A 16,638-nucleotide genomic window follows, 5' to 3' on the forward strand; every position below is an offset into this window, starting at 1 on the left:
AATCAAGAAATCCTGTTTTTAATTTATGCTGGAATATAAATGTCAAAAGTGGCGCCTTTGTTTAATTCGCCAGTTGCCGTAATTATTCCGTTATGATTATCAACGATTTTTTTCACGATAGCGAGTCCAATTCCGGTTCCGGTATATTCCAGTTTTCCGTGAAGACGTTGAAAAACTTCGAAGATTTTGGAACTGTATTGTTGCTCGAAACCAATTCCGTTATCTTCAATTCTTATATGACAATACATGGCTTCTGGAGTTAATTTTTCACTTTTCAAATCAGAACCTTTTGCAATTTCACTGTTTATTTTTATAACAATTGGGGTTTCTGGATTAGAAAATTTAAGAGAATTGCTGACTAAATTATATAAAAGTTGCCTGAATTGAAACGGAATTATATTGGCTTTACAATTTTCTAGACTTTCGATCTTGGCATTTTTCTGTTCAATTTCTTCTTTCAAATCATCTCTTACTTCAGCTACAATTTTCCCTAAATCCATTTTTTCAAAAACTCTTTCTTGAACATTTGTTCTAGAATACGAAAGCAAATCGTTGATTAGTGTTTGCATTCGCTGAGCCGCATTTTGCATTCTTTTGAATTTATCTTTTCCATAATCAGATAAATTTTCAGATTCTTTTTCCATAATCTGCGTGGCAAAAGTTTGGATTTTTCGCAATGGTTCCTGCAAGTCATGACTTGAAATATAGGCAAAAGACTGAAGTTCTTGATTCATTTTTTCAAGTTCTGCATTTTTGTGTTCAAGCTCTAGGGCGTTCATTTTCAATTTGTCATCGGCACTTTTTTTCTCTGTAAGATCGTGCGTCATTTTTGAGAAACCAATAATCTGATTGTTTTTGTTATGAATTGCAGTCAACGTTACATTTGCCCAAAATAGCGTTTTGTCTTTGCGAACGCGCCATCCTTCGTGGCTTGATTTTCCTTTTTCAATGGCCAGATTCAATAACTTTTGAGGAAGATTGTTTTTTCGGTCAGATTCGGTGTAAAATTGAGAGAAACTTTTGCCAATAATTTCTTCGGCTTTATATCCTTTGATTTTTTGTGCGCCTAAATTCCAGTTTTCAACAATACCTTCGTGATTGAGGTACAAAATAGCATAATCTTGAACTTCTTCAACCATTAAATGATAACGTTCTTCACTTTTTTGAAGCGATTCATTCATCAGGCTAAGTTCTTTAGTTCTTGCGGTTACTTGTTGCTCAAGCTCATTTGTAAATGCCTTTTCAGTATGAATATCGGTAAAAGCACCAACCCATTTGATGATTTTATTTTGTTCATTAAAAACGGGTTCGCCTATTACGGTATGCCATCTGTAATTTCCATCATATCTTCGGATTCGAACATCACATCGGTATATTTCTCCGGTTGCCATGCTGTGCTTCCAAATTCGCGTGTTTTCTTCGTAGTCGTCAGGATGAATCATGTTTTCCCAAACGGATTCTCCTTCTGGATGAATTCCAGTATACTCAAACCATTTTCCAGAAGCAAAGAGGTAATTTCCTTTTTCATCTGTTTCCCAAATTAATTGCGGAATACTTTCAGTTAAGGAACGAAAACGCTTTTCGCTTTCTTCTAGTTCTTGTTGATGATTTTTTTCTTCAGTAATATCTCTTATTGTGCCCAGTAGTTTTTTGGGCTTATTTTCGGAATCAAAAAATACTTTTCCTTTTGCTTCAAGCCAGTGAATGGATTTGTCATGCCAAATTACTCTTAATTCATATGAAAGATGGCCTGAAACAAGCGCCTCAGTATAGGCTTGATTTCTCATCTGTAAATCATCCGGATGAATGTAGCTGAGGATATCGGTATGCTTTAATTCAATATTTTTTTTGTGTCCAGTAACAATTTCAACATATCTTGAAGAATAATGAATTTTATTTTCTTCTAAATTAAGTTCCCAAGTGCCAAGTTCACTGGCTTCAACTATAATTTTAAGTCTTTCTTCGTTGAGTTCGATTTTTTTTCTTGCTTCCACTTTTTCACTTACTTCCGTAACGGTAACAATAATTCCTGAGATTTCGCCATTTTCTTCTCGCAACGGATTGTAAAGAAAATCAAAATAAGAAATATCAAGTTTTCCATAACGATTTAAAGGAATTGGGACTTCGTATCCATGAAATGGAATCCCTGTCGTCAATACATCTGATAAAAGCTTGTCAACACTTTCTTTTACTTCTGGAAGCGACTCAAATAGTGGCTTCCCTACAAAAGCACTTTCTTCTCGATCAACAATTTTCAAATAAGCGTCATTGGCCATTTCAACCATAAAATCCCATCCGCGTAAAATAGTAATTCCTACTGGAGCCTGTTTTACAGTATCGCGAAAACGCTTGTCAGCTTCTTCAATTTTTTTTGTGGCAAGATGCAAATCGGTAATCTCTGCAGCGGTGTTCATTACGCCATAAATATTTCCGTTTGTATCATAAAGTGGCGTAAAACTGTAATTGAAATAAAAGGTCTCCAGTTTACCATTTATGGTTATGTCAATACGTGCATTTTTATTGTGAAATGCCTCGCCTGTTTCAAAAACACGGTTTACTTGTTCAAAAACCGATTGATTGTTGAGTTCTGGCAAGATCTCAGTATATAATTTTCCAACAACATCATTTCCTTTTCCCCAAACGTCCATAATGGATTGATTTGCAAGTTCAATGCGTTGTTCTTTTCCTACATAAACACCAATTGGGAACGGAGCATTTTCTACAATTTGTCTTATTTTTTGCTCACTTTCTTGAACTTTGGCTTTGCTTAAAAGTTGCTCCGTTTTTTCGGTAGTTTCAACAACGGTTACCAATATGCCACCAACATTCCCATCTTCAGTTTTAATCGGAGTATAAGAAAAGTTGAAATAACATTCTTCATCAAATCCATTTCGATTCAAAACAAGCTTTAGGTCAGAATAGCTAACAGCATTGCCCTTCATGACGTCTTCAAACATTATTCCAATAGTATCCCAAATTTCGGAAAATGTTTCTTTAGAACCAATTCCTAAAGCGTCAGGATGTTTTGTGGCACCTAGAATAGGGCGGAAGGCGTCATTGTAAAGCTGTGTGAAATTATCTCCCCAGGCAATGTACATTCCTATAGGATTATTTAGCATTACCGACACCATTGTCTTAAGGCTTTGTGGCCAAAATTCAGGATCGCCCAAAGAGGTTTTGCTCCAGTCTCTAGATCTGATTAGTTTGCCCATTTCACCGCCATCGGCTAGAAAATAATGTTCCTTATTAATATGGCTCATTCTTTACAAGATTTACGGCAGAAGAACAAATTGTTCTCTTACAGGCTGTTGCAGATTGTTTTGGACAGTGGCAGACAAAGCATTGCTGATTACGGTTTTTAATTTAGCAAATTCGCCAGGTTTGCGTATGTAATGTGTTGCTCCTTTTTGATACATCAAATCAACAATTTCAATATCTAAAGAAGTCGAAAAAATAATAACTGGAAGTGTTACATATTCTGAGATTTCCTTAATTTCTTTTAGGCATTCGTGACCATTTTTGCGAGGCATATTAAGATCAAGAAAAAGAATATCTGGCAAATTTGCAGTATTGGCTTTTAAGTAATCCATTAATTGCACGCCGTCATGTACAGTTACAAGAGTTACTGGAAGGTCTAATTCCTCAAGTGCTTCTTCAAAAAAAGAGCAGTCGTCTTCATCGTCATCTGCAAGTAAAATATTGTAATGTTCTTTATTCATTTTATTGATAGGGGTGTAATTAATTTCAAAACAAATTTTTTAAAAGAAAGCATCGAAATGTCGTAATAGTTTGACTAATTTGATATCCTTTTCTCTGCTAATATAGGGCTATTTTTTTTGACAAGAAATAAATAAGCTTGTTATAAGTTATAATTTGCCCGAACTAAAAAATCTAATTCATTTAAATGTAATAAAATGTTTTTTAAAATTTCAATTTGCTCCAATAATTTTTTATCCGAAATAACTTGATTTTATAATTTTTATAATTACTTTTAAGGTATAGTTTTAAATCCTTAAATATATGAAAAACAATCTCTTGAAAGGAATTTTATTGTTGGGTATTTTAACTTCTGTATTTGCCTGCAATACAAAAAAAGACGAACCTGTAGTGGTCGATAAAGAAGCGATAAAAAAGGAAATTCAGGCTAAGGAAAATGACTTTGCCAGAGTTTATAATTCGGGTGAGCTTACAAGTGTTGGCTATTATGCAGATGATGCAATTAGTTACTACCAAAACCATATTCCTTTGGTCGGAAAAGCTAATATTATAGAGTTCTTGAAAGATAATGTTGGCTCAAACTCTAATCAGATTGCGTTTAAAACTGGAGAAATTTTTGTGTCAGATGATGGAAATCAAGTTGTAGAAACAGGTGCTTTTGAAGTTACAGATTCTACAAAAACCATTATTAATACTGGAAACTATATGAGTTTGTTTGTAAAAAGAGACGGAAAATATGTATGTGTTAGAGATATGAGTGTTTCAGATCAATAGTATAACGATGAAATAAAAAAAGATCGGATGTGAAAATTTTCATATCCGATCTTTTTTTATGTTTGTTTTTTATTAACGTCTGCGTCCGCCTCCGCCTCCGCCAAAACCTCCGCCACCGCCACTACGAAAACCGCCGCCACCGCTGCTGAAATTTCCGCTACTGCTTGATCTAGTGCGTCCGCCTCCCGAATTGAAATTAGACGAACTGCGATTTGATGTCGATGGAGATGAGAAGCTTCTGTCTGAAGTTCCCGCTGAAGGACGATTTGCTGACGAACCTCTGTTTGAACTCCTATCTGAAGTTCCTGCAGACGGGCGATTAGCCGTTGCTCCATTGGATGCTCTATTTGATACACCAGAGTTTGCTCGGTTAGAAACTCCTGTATTTGTCGCACGGTTTGAAACGCTGTTTCCATAACGACCGCCAGAATTGTTTCTTGCCACAGTATTCGATCGCGATCTGTTGTTGTTGTAATGATTAATGCTGTTTCTGTTATTATTGTTGATCACGATATTATTGTGTCCGCCATAATGCCCTCCGTGATAACCATAGTGCCCTCCATGATACCAGTGATTGTGGCGATAAATTCCCACTGCCAATACCGTGAAAGCGGCAAAATAAGGAGGATAATAGCCATAATAATACGGTGGATAATAAGGAACATACGCCGGCGAATAAACATATTGAACAATTGGCGCCTGTTCTACGATCACAGTTGTGGCTGGAGTACTTGTAGTTACAGGATTATCCCCTTTATAAGCTGGATTAGCCGTTACGGCAGGTACATCTTTTTTGGGTTCAATTATATAATTCTTGCCATAAAGATCTTCATCTCCAACCATTTGAAGTGAGACTTTTCCGTTTTTATCTTTAGATACTAAGATGATCGCAACATCTTGAGTTTCATTTTTACTCACATTGACTTGAAGTATAAAAGTAAACGAATTGCCATCCTTTTTTGTTACTACTTTTATAAAATCTACTTTTTTGTCGAGATTAAGATCCAGATTGTTGATGCCTGTTTCTTTTAGATTTAATTTTTTCTCAAATTCTTCAATTGTTTTTGATTTTTGAAAAAGGCTTAAAACGGCATAAAGATCTAAATTGTCACCAGGTAGACCTAAGGCAGGTTCAGTATCTTCAGTTTGTGAAAAAATCGGCTGATACATTGTACTCATCACAACTACTAAAATCAATAATAGAACTTTTTTCATAATATGTAGATTTTTATTTGCTTCATGCAAGTTATATAATATTGTGCATATAAAAAAGCATAAATGTTAAAATTCTTACTTTAATTATCTTTAATTCAGTGTTTTAAATTCATAATGGATGCTGGATTTGAAAATGAAGACAAATTAAAATACATTTAAACCAAAGTAAATTTATTAAGCAATTGTTAATCAGTTGTTTGGGTTTGTTTGTTTTAAAGTGTTTAATAAAAATAAAATCTTATAGTGTTGTTTTTAAAGCGTTTATGGTATTATTCGGTTTTAAGAAGTATGATAAGTTTGTATCATAAAAAAAAATGTTTTGCAAGACGTTTTTTATGCAAATTTTAATACCACTTTTATGAGAATTTTCAATTTACTATTAATTTTTTCCTTGTCATTTTTTGCTTATCCCAAACCGATAATCGGTACAGAAAATTGGACTGAAACAGATATCGAACGATTCAATAGTAAGTTAGCGGATGTAAAAGAGAAAATCAAAACCAGCGATTCCTATAATGCTAAAATTGCCTTTTTTGTGGATATGAAAATCAAATCGGGAAAAAACCGATTCTTTGTTTATGACTTGGAAAATAATAAGATTTTAGACGAAGGTCTTGTTGCGCACGGTTGCGGATCAGAAACTGGAATTCCAGGAAATTTGAAATTCAGCAACGAGCCCAACTCAAATGCAACTTCTTTAGGGCGTTATACAATTGGGAAATCGTATAATGGAATGTTTGGAAAATCCTATAAATTATATGGTTTAGATGCAACAAATAATAATGCTTTAAAAAGAGCCGTGGTTTTACATTCTTATTCAGCAATTCCTGAAGAGGAACAAGATCATTATATTTCCCGAAGCCACGGATGCCCAATGGTCAACGAGATGTTTTTTAAAAGACTAGAAAAAATCATCGACAGTTCTAAATCTGCCATAATCTTAAATATCTATTACTAAACAGGATAGTACATGACGCAAACTTTATAGTGATTCAATAATTTTATTACGAACTAACTAACCGTAATAATTATGAAAATTCAAAAATGGTATTCTTTGAGTATTGCTCTTGCATTATTTTCTTTTGGAATATCAGCACAAATTATAGCCCAGAATCGTACCATTAAAAATGATGTTTTCTGGAATACCAAAGAAGGTCTTCCATTAAATAGCCAAGGAGGCGGTATATTTAAATTTCCAGATCCTAAAACAGGGAAGCAAAAATACTTTTGGTACGGCGTTCATTATGCCGAAGCCGATCTTTATCGTGCTGATCCTTCTGTAACGCATGAAAAAAATAATTTTGAAGCGGTGACCTGTTATAGTTCTACTGATTTAGTGAATTGGACTTTTGAGAAGAATGTTTTATCAAAAGAAGAAGCTAACAAAACCGGAAAAACCTGGGTTGGGCGTTTAGGCGTTTGCTTTATTAAGGAAATACATAAATATGCCATGTTTGTACAGCATGGAAGCGAAGTTTTAATCACGCTTTCTGATTCGCCAACAGGTGAATTTTTGTGGGATAAAAAGATAAACATGGAAAAAATGATTGGAACTAGCAATACTGGTGACCAAACTGTTTTTACCGATGAAGACACTGGAAAATCGTATTTGATTTATTCATACGGAAAAGGAAGAAATAAAATTTACGTTTCTGAAATTGGAATAAAAGACGGAAAAGTTAATCTTTTAGATTGCACCGAAATTTTTAAAGGAGAAAGCCGAGAAGGAAATTGCATGTTCAAATACAAAAACAAGTATTATATGTATGCTTCAAACATATACGGCTGGGATTCGTCATTTGCCTACTATTTAGTTGCCGATGATATTCGCGGACCTTATCGTCCAACAAATGACATGCTGATTACAAAAGGTGCAGAAGATGATTTTGCCCATGTTTCGCAAACTGGATTTTTCTTTTCTGTAAAAGGAACGCAACAAGAAACCATTGTATATTGTGGCGATCGTTGGGCTGATTTTGCAGGAAATGGATTAGGATATAATCAATGGTGTCCAATGTCGTTTGATGGTAGTGAACCGTATTTTAATTCGCTAAGCGCTTGGAATTTGGATGCTAAAACAGGGAAATGGAAAGTCGATGATGAAAACAATTATGTAAAAAATGGAAGTTTTGAAGCCGATCGTCGACATATTCCGAGTCCTGTAAAACCACTACAGATTCAGATGACGGGTTGGGCGACAGAAGTTATCGAGGGTAATAAAATAAGTTTAGACACAGTTACTTCGCCAGTTTTGAATCATTTTAATACACAATTGGAAAGAAAAACAGTTATTGGAGAAAAGAGTTTGAATATTAGCGACAAAATTGATTTCAAACGAAAAGTATTTCAGAAAATCGAATCATCTCCTTATGTGAAATTGGTAGATGGGCTTTATACATTGACTGCAAAAGTGAAAAACAGCAAAGGTTTTAATAATCTTGAAATTTATGCAGAAACGGGTGGACAGAAATTTCAATTTATTGTAAAAGAAGAAAATATTGATTGGAAAACAATTGTCATAAAAGATATTAAAGTGAAAGGAGGAAAGGCTGAGATTGGTTTTCTGGCAGATGGGAAAGCAAAATCTTTTTGCTTTATAGATGATGTTTCTTTAGTGAAAAGTGGGAAATAAAATTTAGATAAAAGAAGCAAGAAGCAAGATTATAGAGAAGATAATTTAATTTTATTTTATTTGTTTAGTGTTTTTAAGTCTGTAAGCGTTTGTTTGCAGACTTTTTTTATACGTTTTTATTTCGAACAAATTAGAGTTTTGCATTTTCCAAATCCTGCTTCTTGCTTCTTTTTTCTAAAAAAATAAAAAAACAATTAATAAAAAAGCGTTCATTCATTTATTATTTTATCTTTGTAAAAAAAAAGCTATGAGAGTTAGAGATATTGACAAAGAAAAACTGGTTATTGAAATGGCGATTGACCAGATTGTACAGGAAGGATTTCAAGGTTTCAGTATGAATAAATTGGCGAAAGCCTGTTCGATTTCTGTTGGTACGCTCTATATTTATTATGCTGACAAAGATGATTTGATTCAGAAAATAGGAGCAAAAATGGCATTGAAGTTTTTTAAAAGCACCATAAAAGACTTTTCGCCAGAGATGCCATTTGAAGAAGGTTTGTGGAAACAATGGGAAAACCGCGCCAACTTTGCAATGAAATATCCTAAAGAAGTTGCCTTTTTTGAAATCATCAAACATTCGCCACATGGAGAAATCATTTTGGATTCGATAAAAGAATTTTCCGATTTCAGAGCCATCATGACGCAGTTCATCAATAATTCGCTGCAAAATAAAGAACTTCTCCCAATGAATTTTGAAGCGTTTTGGAGTGTGGCGTACGGACCTCTTTATACGCTGCTGAACATGCACGCTGAGCGCAAAAGTATGGGAGGAAAACCTTTTGTACTTACTAAAGAAATTATGAAAGAAGCTTTTCAAGTTACCGTGAAAGGCCTTAAACCATGAAAAATTATGGAAACAGATTTAAATACAATACATGTTTTTAAAACTAACATTGGAACAATTGAACCTAATTCTATTGCATACCAGATACTTAACGGACATCCAGAGATTGTACAGTGGAGTATTGATTGCGAAGATGTTGACTGCGTTCTTCGTGTGGTTTCGGAAACATTGAAACCGGAAGAAATTATAAAATTAATTCGCGATTTTGGCCACGCGTGCCAAGAATTATCGTAAAAATACAAATTATTAAAGTGGAAAAAACTACTATAGAAAGCACGGCTTTCACCTTACATCAAAAAATTATTATCGCAATATTGGCGCTTTTGCAATTCACCGTAATATTAGACTTTGTTGTAATTTCTCCTCTTGGAGACATATTGATGAAAAAGTTAAGTATGACAACTTCCGATTTTGGTTTTGCGGTTTCTGCTTATGCTTTCAGCGCGGGAATTTCGGGACTTTTAGCGGCAGGTTTTGCAGATAAATTCGACCGAAAAAAGCTGTTGATTTTCTTCTACATCGGATTTATTATCGGAACTATTTTTTGTGCCTTTTCATCAAGTTATCATATGTTGCTGATGGCGCGAATTTTTACAGGACTTTTTGGTGGCGTAATAGGTTCTATTTCTTTAGCAATCGTAACCGATTTATTTGTCATTCAACAAAGAGGACGCGTAATGGGGTTTATTCAAATGGCATACGCATCGAGTCAAATTCTTGGTGTACCAGCTGGATTGTTTTTTGCTAACCATTGGGGCTGGCACTCCACTTTTATTATGATTGCAGTTTTGGCTTTGCTAATTCTTGTGGCAGTCTTAACACAATTGCCTGCAATTACAAAACATTTGGAACTTCAGTCAGAAAAAAGCCCATTTTTGCACTTGTGGCATACGTTAAGCAACAGACAATATCAAATTGGATTTATGGCAATTGCTTTTCTTTCAATTGGAGGTTTTATGTTACAGCCTTTTGGGAGCGCATTTTTAGTAAATAATATCCATATTAGCCAAGAAGAATTACCAATGGTATTTTTCTTTACAGGTCTTTCAGTACTCTTTATAATGCCGCTTATTGGAAAATTAAGTGACAAAATTAGCAAGTTCAAATTATTTGCGGCGGGCTCATTTTTGTCTATAATTATGATTTTGATTTATACCAATTTGAGTCCGATTCCGCTTTGGCAAATTGTAGTACTGAATATGATTTTATTTATGGGAATCATGAGCCGAATGATTCCTGCAACAACATTAAATACTGCAATCCCTGAGATGCAGGATCGTGGTGCCTATATGTCTATAACGTCATCATTACAGCAAATTGCAGGAGGAATTGGGGCAGTTTCTGCCGGATTTATAGTACATCAACAAACTAAAACTTCACCTTTAGAGAATTATCCTATTCTGGGTTATGTGGTTGCAGTTGTTACTTTGTTTAGTATATTTTTGATTTACAGAGTGAGCCAATTGGCAAAAGCAAAAGTTAAAGACGCTAATCTTTAATTTCAATTTTAATGTAAAGCAAAGAGGCCGTCCGAAGAATAGGACAGCCTCTTTGCTTTTTATATTTCTGTTTATTTTAAGCCCAGCGGGGCAGAATATTTATAGAAATCTAAAAACGCGAATGCAAAGGAGTTCCGGAGGAGCGAAATACGCCACAATTTATGAAAAAAAGATTTCGCTCCTCCGAAGCTTTTCTTCGATAATAAATGCAATTTCTATAAATATTTCGCTTCTCCGAAGCTGATCTTTGTTCATCCAATACTTTTTGGATTTGGTTTTTTTAATGCTTAGTGATTTACTTTTTTCTTCCAATAAAAATAAACTGAAAGCGCATTTATAAAAGCCAAAAGCCATAAAACTGGATTAATGAAAAAGCTGTAAAAACTTCTTCCGTTTGGTATTTCTACAAAAGGAACAGTGATGAAAATATCCAAAATTAAAGCCGTTGCCGACATTGCAATTCCGAGTAGCAATCCATTTGTTTGAGGAGTTTTTCTGAAATAAATTTTGGCACCCAAAATTCCAAAAAAGACTATACAAAACATCACAATCACTGATTGAAGCCAAAAATAATGCTGTACGAATGGAATTTTATCCAAAATATAAAATGAAATACTGACCAAAATCCAAACTACAAAACCGGAAAAAAAGCTCTGAAATAATTCATTTCTAAAGTTTTAAGAGTTCCAAATTCCGGTTTGGGCAGTTTCTTTCGCGTAAGCGATGAAATCTTTTGCTTTTCGGCCTAAGACTTTTTCAATGTCAGAAGTTACATTCGAATTTCTTCCGTCCAAAACTTGTTCAAAAAGATAATTCGCAAGCCAGATGTGATCTTCAGGAACTTGAAATTCGTGCAACATTTTTGAATATTCGTCTAATGATAAACCTTGAAAAGTGATATTTCGTCCACTTGCTTCGGCGATTGTATTTACGGCTTCTTTGAAAGTCAATAATCGAGGTCCGGTCAATTCGTAAGTTTCTCCGTTGTGTTTGTCGTTTAAAAGTGATTCTAAAACAACATCAGCAATATCGTCGGCGTCTGTGAAAGGCTCTAAAGCTTCGGCTCTTGGCAAAGCGACGATTCCGGCTAAAATGGGTTCCAAGAATATGCTTTCGCTAAAGTTTTGATTGAACCAGCTTGCGCGCACAATTGTCCAGTTTTTAGCATTTTCTTTTACGATTTCTTCGCAAAGTTGCGCTTCTTTTTCGCCTCTTCCAGATAATAAAACCATTTTTTGAACACCTAATTCTGTTGCCAAAACGGTAAATTTCTCAATTGTGTCAACTGCCGAAGGAATCGCTAAATCAGGCTGGAATGTAATGTAAACGGTTTCAATGTCTTTCAGTACATTTTTCCAAGTTTGTGGGTCTTCCCAATCAAAAGGAACTTTTTCAGTTCGAGAACCCAAACGGATTTCAATATCTGAGTAGTTTTTTAATCTTTCAATTACTCTGCGCCCTGTTTTTCCATTGGAACCCAAGACTAAAATTTTCTTTTTGCTCATATCAATATTCTTTAAGTGATTACTGATACAAAGTTGATTAGATTAAAAAACAATCATTTGTCGCAAAAGAATTATGATTTGTTTGAAAGGAATTGAAGCCTAACGTCATTTGGGCGCATTCCGAATTTTTTATGAAAAGCATTCGAAAACGAACTCAAACTTTCATAACCCACTTCCCAAGCCGCTTCCTGAACCGTTTTTTCGCTTTCGCGGAGTAATTCGTACGCTTTATGAAGGCGTTCTTCCTGAACATATTTGAAAACAGGAATGCCAAAAAGTTCTTTAAAATTCTTTTTGAGTTTATTGCTGTTCAAACCAACCATTTGTGATAATTGCGTAATGGATGGTGGTTTAGAATAATGTGTGGCAACAATTTCTTTCGCTTTATATAATTTGTTTTTATCGATTTCCGAAAAATCAATTTTGGAATCGGTAGTTAAAAGAGCAAAAAAATGTGCCAAAAGTTCGTTGACTTGGCTTCTTAAAAATAATAATCTCGTATTTCCGGTATAAGTTGTATTGAAGATTTTTTGAACTGCCAATTGCATTTCAAGCGTCATGTAATACGAAGGGCCTTCTACAAAATGCTCTTTAGGATGTAATAGTTCTGGAAGGTGTTTTTCAAAAATCTCTTTTTCGGCTTCAGGAAGTGCATTCAGATGTTTCGGTTTGGTGAAAATACTAATCGATTGCAACGGTTTATCGGGTTCGATTTTATGTGAGAATTCGACTTTCTGATTTCCGAAAAAACAAATCGCCAAACCGGTCGTATTTGTCAAATATTTGGTCTGATTATTATGTTTGATTTCCAATTCGACATTGCCAGAACCATAAAATGCAAAGCCAACCGCATCGCCGTCGATTTCGCATTTTTGAACTATGGTTTTTGCGGTGTTTGATTGTTCGATCAAAACAATAAAATCATTTAGTTCTATAATATCTGTTGTCATTTAGTGTCAGTGTATTTTGAGAATTGTTTAAGAGAAAAACTCATTTTTATTTCTTTGCCCAGATTCAGAAATTTGACTTTAAATAATTCTTAAATTTCGTAAAATGTTTAAAATTAAATAATTAGTTTTTGTTTTTTTAATTCTATTTTTTCAATTTCGAACTTTTTTAATCTTAAAATGAGACTTCAAATGCCTTTTTTTGTAACATTTTTTTGAGGAAATTTTGTTCTTTTTTGAGTTCGCTGTTGATAACTGTTTTTTTAAATCACCAAATAAAAGCATTTTTTTCTGTTGACAACTTTATTTAGATTCTTTTTAAATAACTGGTTTATTGAGCATTATGAGTTTAAAAAGCACTGTTGATAAATACTTTTTTAACAAATATAAAAGCACAATTTTCCCTGTTGATAATTGCTTTTATTTTTAACATCAAAACGAAAGTAAAACAAAAATTCGTGGCTTAAATTTGTAAGTAACGAGATGTAAAAATACCTCCCAAATCTGCATTTCGGTTACTCAAATATTCACCATTAATTACAATTTTATTATGTCTATTTTCGATAAAAGAATCAACTATAAGCCTTTTGAATACCCGGAGGTACTACAATTTACTGAAGCTATAAACAAAGCGTACTGGGTTCATACAGAGGTCGATTTTACTGCAGATACGCAGGATTTTCATTCGCATTTGTCACCAGCTGAAAAAACCGCAATCAAAAACAGTTTATTGGCAATTGCACAAATTGAAGTTGCCGTAAAAAGTTTTTGGGGAAATATTTATGAGCATTTCCCAAAACCAGAATTCAATGGACTAGGAACTACTTTTGCTGAGTGCGAATTCAGACATTCTGAAGCCTATTCGCGTTTGCTTGAAGTATTAGGCTATAATGACGAGTTCGAGAAATTATTAGACGTTCCTGTTATCAGAAAACGTGTTGATTATCTTTCAGATGTTTTAAAAGATACGCGTTCGCAGGACAATAAAAAATATATGGTGTCGCTGATTTTGTTCAGCATTCTTATCGAAAACGTGTCGCTTTTCAGTCAGTTTGCGATCTTGCTTTCGTTTACTAGATTCAAAGGTTACATGAAAAATGTAAGCAACATTATTGCCTGGACTTCAATCGATGAACAAATTCATGCCAATGGTGGTATTTTCATTATTAATAAAATCCGTGAAGAATTCCCAGATTATTTTGATGATGCAACTTTGCTGGCCATCAGGGATACAGTTAAATATTCTATAGATGTAGAATCTGATATTTTAGATTGGATTTTTGAAGATGGTGAAATTGAATCGATCAACAAAACCGATCTTGTGAATTTTATGAAATTCCGTTTGGATGAAAGTTTAAAACAAATTGGAATTCCAACTGTATTTGATGTTTCGGCAGAAGATTATAAAGCAATGCTTTGGTTTGAAGAAGAAGTTTTTGCGAACAGTCTTGATGATTTCTTTGCAAAAAGACCTGTAGAATATACAAAACATGATAAGAGTATAACGGCAAATGATTTGTTCTAAAAGTTTAAAATGATGAATATTATAGATATAAATGAAGCCAGTGCACCAATGAGTGATGCTGGAAATAAAATGTGGTGGAAAAACTCTGAAAGTGAACAAATCCTAAACCGAGGTTATCTTTTAAAAGGCGAAACGGTTGAGGGTGCAATTGACCGAATTTGTACAGCAGCAGCTCGCCGACTTTATAAACCAGAATTAAAAGAATCTTTTGTCGAAATGATCGAACGTGGCTGGATGAGCATCAGTTCGCCAGTTTGGGCGAATATGGGTACAGAGCGTGGTTTGCCAATTTCATGTTTCAATGTTCATATTCCGGATAAAATTGAAGGAATTACGCACAAGCTTGGAGAAGTTATTATGCAAACTAAAATTGGTGGTGGAACTTCGGGTTATTTTGGTGAAATGCGTGGAAGAGGAAGTGCCGTAACCGATAACGGAAAAAGCAGTGGCGCCGTAAGTTTTATGAAACTTTTCGACACTGCCATGGATACGATTTCTCAAGGTGGCGTTCGTCGTGGGGCTTTTGCAGCATACCTAGATGTCGATCATCCGGATATTGAAGAATTTTTGAAAATAAAAAGTATTGGAAATCCTATCCAGAATTTATTTACCGGAATTTGCGTTCCCGATTATTGGATGCAGGAAATGATTGATGGAGATGTTGAAAAACGCCAGGTTTGGGCAAAAGTTTTAGAAAGTCGTCAACAAAAAGGATTGCCATATATCTTTTTCAGTGACAACGTAAACAAAAATAAACCACAAGTTTATAAAGATAAAAATCTGCGCATTAACGCGAGTAATTTATGCAGTGAAATCATGCTTCCATCAGATTTTGACGAATCGTTTATTTGCTGTCTTTCGTCAATGAATTTAGAACTTTATGACGAATGGAAAGGTACTGAAGCAGTTAAATTGGCGATATTTTTCTTGGATGCCGTTCTACAGGAATTTATCGAAAAAACGGAAGGTAATTATTATCTTTCTGCTGCGAATAAATTTGCAAAAAGACATCGTGCTTTAGGCTTAGGCGTTTTAGGATGGCATTCCTATCTGCAAAAAAATATGATTCCGTTTGAAGGTTTAGAAGCCAAAATGAAAACGACGGAAATCTTCAAACACATCAGCGACAAAGCCGATAAAGCCACTCAGGATTTAGCCCGAATTTACGGCGAGCCTGAATTGCTGAAAGGTTACGGAAGAAGAAATACGACAACAATGGCAATTGCGCCAACAACATCTTCATCGGCAATTTTAGGACAAACTTCACCTGGAATTGAGCCTTTCAGCAGTAATTATTACAAAGCGGGTTTGAGCAAAGGGAATTTCATGCGTAAGAATAAATATCTGAAAAAACTGCTTGAAGACAAAGGCCTTGATAACGAAGAGGTTTGGCGTGGAATCATGCTGAATGGCGGAAGCGTACAACACATGAATGAATTGACGCAGACAGAAAAAGATGTTTTTAAAACGTTCAAAGAAATCAGTCAGTTAGAAATTGTACAGCAAGCAGCAATTCGTCAAAAGTTTGTAGATCAAGGACAAAGCTTAAACCTTAATATTCCGGCAGAATTGCCAATTAAAGAAGTAAATCGTTTAATGATAGAATCTTGGCAACTCGGAATAAAAAGTTTGTATTATCAACGAAGCCAAAGCGTTTCGAAAGAATTGGTAACAAGTTTGGTTACGTGTAGCAGTTGCGAATCATAAATTTAAAATCGGAAGTTATCTTCCGATTTTTTTTTGTCAAGATAAAATTTTAATTGATTGTCTTCGCAATATAGAATGAAACTTCTGCATATAATCCTGATATTGAGGATTATTTAGGTTGGTTGCAAAGCGGCATTTCTAATTTTAAAAATAGTTTTAATTAATTTTGATTTATTGTTATCCAAGGTTAAATTGAAAAAAGGGAATAGCAAAACTGCTGTTCCCTTTTTTGCAAATTTTAGTGCTTGTACAGGCTACAATAAGGTGTTACTT

At 34.4% G+C, this 16,638-nt stretch carries 14 protein-coding genes; 8 read left to right on the forward strand and 6 right to left on the reverse strand.

From position 1 onward, the window contains the following. Positions 1-23: 23 nt before the first annotated feature. Positions 24-3,260, reverse strand: coding sequence for a PAS domain S-box protein (locus H600_RS0107320; protein WP_026728168.1), 3,237 nt, complete (start codon positions 3,258-3,260; stop codon positions 24-26). A gap of 12 nt (positions 3,261-3,272) precedes the next feature. Further along, entirely contained in the window at positions 3,273-3,719 is a 447-nt protein-coding gene (locus H600_RS0107325) for a response regulator (protein ID WP_026728169.1), read from the reverse strand. Positions 3,720-4,020: 301 nt separating this feature from the next. Between H600_RS0107325 and H600_RS0107330 the strand changes: the two genes are divergently transcribed. Continuing rightward, entirely contained in the window at positions 4,021-4,491 is a 471-nt protein-coding gene (locus tag H600_RS0107330) for a YybH family protein (protein ID WP_026728170.1), read from the forward strand. 72 nt (positions 4,492-4,563) lie between these two features. Here the strand turns inward: H600_RS0107330 and H600_RS0107335 are convergent, their stop codons facing one another. Next, the gene (locus H600_RS0107335) at positions 4,564-5,706 is read right to left on the reverse strand and encodes a hypothetical protein (RefSeq protein ID WP_026728171.1); all 1,143 of its coding nucleotides are present in this window, start codon (positions 5,704-5,706) and stop codon (positions 4,564-4,566) included. A gap of 358 nt (positions 5,707-6,064) precedes the next feature. On the opposite strand from H600_RS0107335, the gene H600_RS0107340 reads away from it, so the two are divergent. The 5 genes from H600_RS0107340 to H600_RS0107360 all read left to right on the forward strand — a co-directional run bounded on the left by H600_RS0107340 (position 6,065) and on the right by H600_RS0107360 (position 10,681). Continuing rightward, complete coding sequence (locus H600_RS0107340; RefSeq protein ID WP_026728172.1) at positions 6,065-6,664, forward strand: murein L,D-transpeptidase catalytic domain-containing protein; 600 nt, start codon at positions 6,065-6,067, stop codon at positions 6,662-6,664. Between the two features lie 72 nt (positions 6,665-6,736). Continuing rightward, positions 6,737-8,338 (forward strand): family 43 glycosylhydrolase, encoded by a 1,602-nt coding sequence (locus H600_RS0107345; protein ID WP_026728173.1) that lies wholly within the window; start codon positions 6,737-6,739, stop codon positions 8,336-8,338. 247 nt (positions 8,339-8,585) lie between these two features. After that, positions 8,586-9,182 carry a TetR/AcrR family transcriptional regulator gene (locus H600_RS0107350; RefSeq protein ID WP_026728174.1) on the forward strand — a complete coding sequence of 199 codons (597 nt, stop codon included), beginning with the start codon at positions 8,586-8,588 and terminating at the stop codon, positions 9,180-9,182. Positions 9,183-9,188: 6 nt separating this feature from the next. Next, positions 9,189-9,416 (forward strand): hypothetical protein, encoded by a 228-nt coding sequence (locus H600_RS0107355; protein ID WP_026728175.1) that lies wholly within the window; start codon positions 9,189-9,191, stop codon positions 9,414-9,416. A gap of 17 nt (positions 9,417-9,433) precedes the next feature. Further along, positions 9,434-10,681 carry an MFS transporter gene (locus tag H600_RS0107360; RefSeq protein WP_157509880.1) on the forward strand — a complete coding sequence of 416 codons (1,248 nt, stop codon included), beginning with the start codon at positions 9,434-9,436 and terminating at the stop codon, positions 10,679-10,681. 287 nt (positions 10,682-10,968) lie between these two features. On the opposite strand, the gene H600_RS0107365 is transcribed toward H600_RS0107360, so the two are convergent. The 3 genes from H600_RS0107365 to H600_RS0107375 all read right to left on the reverse strand — a co-directional run bounded on the left by H600_RS0107365 (position 10,969) and on the right by H600_RS0107375 (position 13,136). Next, positions 10,969-11,226, reverse strand: a complete 258-nt coding sequence (locus H600_RS0107365) for a DUF5367 family protein (protein WP_157509881.1) — start codon at positions 11,224-11,226, stop codon at positions 10,969-10,971. 132 nt (positions 11,227-11,358) lie between these two features. After that, complete coding sequence (locus tag H600_RS0107370) at positions 11,359-12,186, reverse strand: Rossmann-fold NAD(P)-binding domain-containing protein (protein WP_026728178.1); 828 nt, start codon at positions 12,184-12,186, stop codon at positions 11,359-11,361. A gap of 71 nt (positions 12,187-12,257) precedes the next feature. Further along, positions 12,258-13,136, reverse strand: coding sequence for a helix-turn-helix domain-containing protein (locus H600_RS0107375; RefSeq protein WP_026728179.1), 879 nt, complete (start codon positions 13,134-13,136; stop codon positions 12,258-12,260). Positions 13,137-13,683: 547 nt separating this feature from the next. Here H600_RS0107375 and H600_RS0107380 point away from each other — a divergent pair. Both H600_RS0107380 and H600_RS0107385 read left to right on the forward strand, forming a co-directional pair. Further along, positions 13,684-14,658, forward strand: coding sequence for a ribonucleotide-diphosphate reductase subunit beta (locus H600_RS0107380; RefSeq protein WP_026728180.1), 975 nt, complete (start codon positions 13,684-13,686; stop codon positions 14,656-14,658). Positions 14,659-14,670: 12 nt separating this feature from the next. Continuing rightward, the gene (locus H600_RS0107385; protein ID WP_026728181.1) at positions 14,671-16,365 is read left to right on the forward strand and encodes a ribonucleoside-diphosphate reductase subunit alpha; all 1,695 of its coding nucleotides are present in this window, start codon (positions 14,671-14,673) and stop codon (positions 16,363-16,365) included. Positions 16,366-16,638: the final 273 nt, after the last annotated feature.

The organism is Flavobacterium denitrificans DSM 15936, from assembly GCF_000425445.1.
Lineage (GTDB): Bacteria > Bacteroidota > Bacteroidia > Flavobacteriales > Flavobacteriaceae > Flavobacterium > Flavobacterium denitrificans.

Coding starts and splice junctions, on each gene's coding strand:
- H600_RS0107375 (WP_026728179.1), bottom strand. CDS start 13,136: ATGACAACAGATATTATAGAACTAAATGATTTTATTGTTTTGATCGAA.
- H600_RS0107385 (WP_026728181.1), top strand. CDS start 14,671: ATGAATATTATAGATATAAATGAAGCCAGTGCACCAATGAGTGATGCT.
- H600_RS0107365 (WP_157509881.1), bottom strand. CDS start 11,226: ATGTTTTGTATAGTCTTTTTTGGAATTTTGGGTGCCAAAATTTATTTC.
- H600_RS0107325 (WP_026728169.1), bottom strand. CDS start 3,719: ATGAATAAAGAACATTACAATATTTTACTTGCAGATGACGATGAAGAC.
- H600_RS0107330 (WP_026728170.1), top strand. CDS start 4,021: ATGAAAAACAATCTCTTGAAAGGAATTTTATTGTTGGGTATTTTAACT.
- H600_RS0107345 (WP_026728173.1), top strand. CDS start 6,737: ATGAAAATTCAAAAATGGTATTCTTTGAGTATTGCTCTTGCATTATTT.
- H600_RS0107335 (WP_026728171.1), bottom strand. CDS start 5,706: ATGAAAAAAGTTCTATTATTGATTTTAGTAGTTGTGATGAGTACAATG.
- H600_RS0107350 (WP_026728174.1), top strand. CDS start 8,586: ATGAGAGTTAGAGATATTGACAAAGAAAAACTGGTTATTGAAATGGCG.
- H600_RS0107320 (WP_026728168.1), bottom strand. CDS start 3,260: ATGAGCCATATTAATAAGGAACATTATTTTCTAGCCGATGGCGGTGAA.
- H600_RS0107380 (WP_026728180.1), top strand. CDS start 13,684: ATGTCTATTTTCGATAAAAGAATCAACTATAAGCCTTTTGAATACCCG.
- H600_RS0107340 (WP_026728172.1), top strand. CDS start 6,065: ATGAGAATTTTCAATTTACTATTAATTTTTTCCTTGTCATTTTTTGCT.
- H600_RS0107370 (WP_026728178.1), bottom strand. CDS start 12,186: ATGAGCAAAAAGAAAATTTTAGTCTTGGGTTCCAATGGAAAAACAGGG.
- H600_RS0107355 (WP_026728175.1), top strand. CDS start 9,189: ATGGAAACAGATTTAAATACAATACATGTTTTTAAAACTAACATTGGA.